General features: G+C 68.0%; 2 protein-coding genes. Both read left to right on the top strand.

Annotation, left to right across the window (positions count from 1 at the left end; translation table 11 throughout):
- The coding region (gene mltG, locus EOD07_RS33740) for an endolytic transglycosylase MltG (RefSeq protein ID WP_127238290.1) at positions 1-772 on the top strand (772 nt) is incomplete at its 5' end.
- 136 nt (positions 773-908) lie between these two features.
- On the top strand, positions 909-1625 hold a 717-nt coding region (locus tag EOD07_RS33735), incomplete at its 3' end, for a YicC/YloC family endoribonuclease (protein ID WP_164772810.1).

The following is a 1625-nucleotide window of genomic DNA, read 5'->3' as shown; positions in this document are numbered from 1 at the left end:
CACCATTCCCGAAGGGTTGACGGTCGAGCAGGCGCTGCAACGCGTGGCCGATCAGGAGGCGCTCACCGGCGACATGCCGGCGACCTTGCCGCATGAGGGCAGCATCGCCACCGACACGCTGCGCTTCACCCGCGGCGCTACCAGGCAGCAGATGGTCGACAAGCTGATCGCCGACCAGAAGAAGCTGGTCGAGGACGTCTGGTCGCATCGCGCGCCCGATCTGCCGATCGCCAACATTGATGACTTCGTCACGCTCGCCTCGATCGTCGAGAAGGAAACGGGCAGGAGCGACGAGCGTTCGCGCGTCGCCGCGGTGTTCCTCAACCGCCTGGCCAAGGGCATGCGGCTGCAGTCTGACCCGACCATCATCTACGGCCTGTTCGGCGGCAAGGGAAAGCCCGCCGACCGCCCGATCTATCAGTCGGACCTCGACAAGCAGACGCCTTACAACACCTACATGATCAAGGGCCTGCCGCCGACGCCGATCGCCAATCCGGGCCGTGCGGCGCTCGAAGCGGTCGCCAATCCGTCGAAGACCGACGACCTCTATTTCGTTGCCGACGGCAATGGCGGCCATGTCTTCGCAGCGACGCTCGAAGAGCACAACCAGAACGTCGCCCGCTACCGGGCGCTGCAGAAGAAGCAGGCGGACGCCGCAGCCAAGGCTTCCGGCCAGACGACGGCGCCGGCCACTCCCGATGGCAATGCCGACGGCGGTAACAACAGCGACGGCGGCGAGAATGGCGACGCCGGCGGCGACGCCGCGCAGTAGGCTTGCCGCACGCGTCCTTTGACGCGGGGCCATATTCATGTTTTGAGGGGGCGCCGGCGGATTGCCGGGCGATTTCTGGGGCGCGCAGCGCGCTGGGCCACGCATGCCTGGGCTGCGACAGGGGGACGACAGGGCAATGAGCCTGCAGAGCATGACCGGTTTTGCGCGGTCCGCCGCCGAAAGCGATGGCACCTCGATCGCCTGGGAGGTGAAATCGGTGAACGGCAAGAGCGCCGAGGTGAGGCTGAGGTTGCCGCAGGGCTTCGACCGGCTGGAAACCGGCGTCCGCCAGACCGTTCAGAAGCGCTTCGCGCGCGGCAATTTCCAGGCGACGCTAACCGTCGGTCGCGCCGCCGCCAGGCAAACCCAGCCGGTGGTCAACGAGGCCTTCCTCAAGGATCTGGCGGGGCTGGCCAAGCGCTTGCAGGAGCAGTTCGGCACCGAGCCTGCCACCGCCGACGGCCTGCTCTCGCTGCGCGGTGTGCTCGACGTTCCCGAGGCCGTCGAGACCGAGGAGGAGCGGGCCGCCCTTGACGCCGCGATCCTGTCGGCGCTCGAGGCGGCGCTTACCGGGCTGGAGCAGGCGCGCCGAGGCGAGGGCGCTGCACTTGGCGCGCTGCTCGCGGGCCATATCGACATCATCGAGGCGCTGACGCTGAAGGCGGAGGCCGATCCCTCGCGCGAGCCCGCGGCAATCCGCGAGCGCATCGCCGAGCAGGTGCGTCTGTTGATGGACGCCTCGGCCAACCTCGATGCTGTCCGGCTGCACCAGGAAGCTGCCTTCCTCGCCACAAAGGCCGACATCCGCGAGGAGATCGACCGGCTGAAGACGCATGTCGCATCTGCGCGGGCG

It is taken from the genome of Mesorhizobium sp. M2C.T.Ca.TU.002.02.1.1, assembly GCF_003997225.1.
Note: the sequence above shows the minus strand (reverse complement) of the source record. Positions and strands in the feature narration are given on the sequence as shown.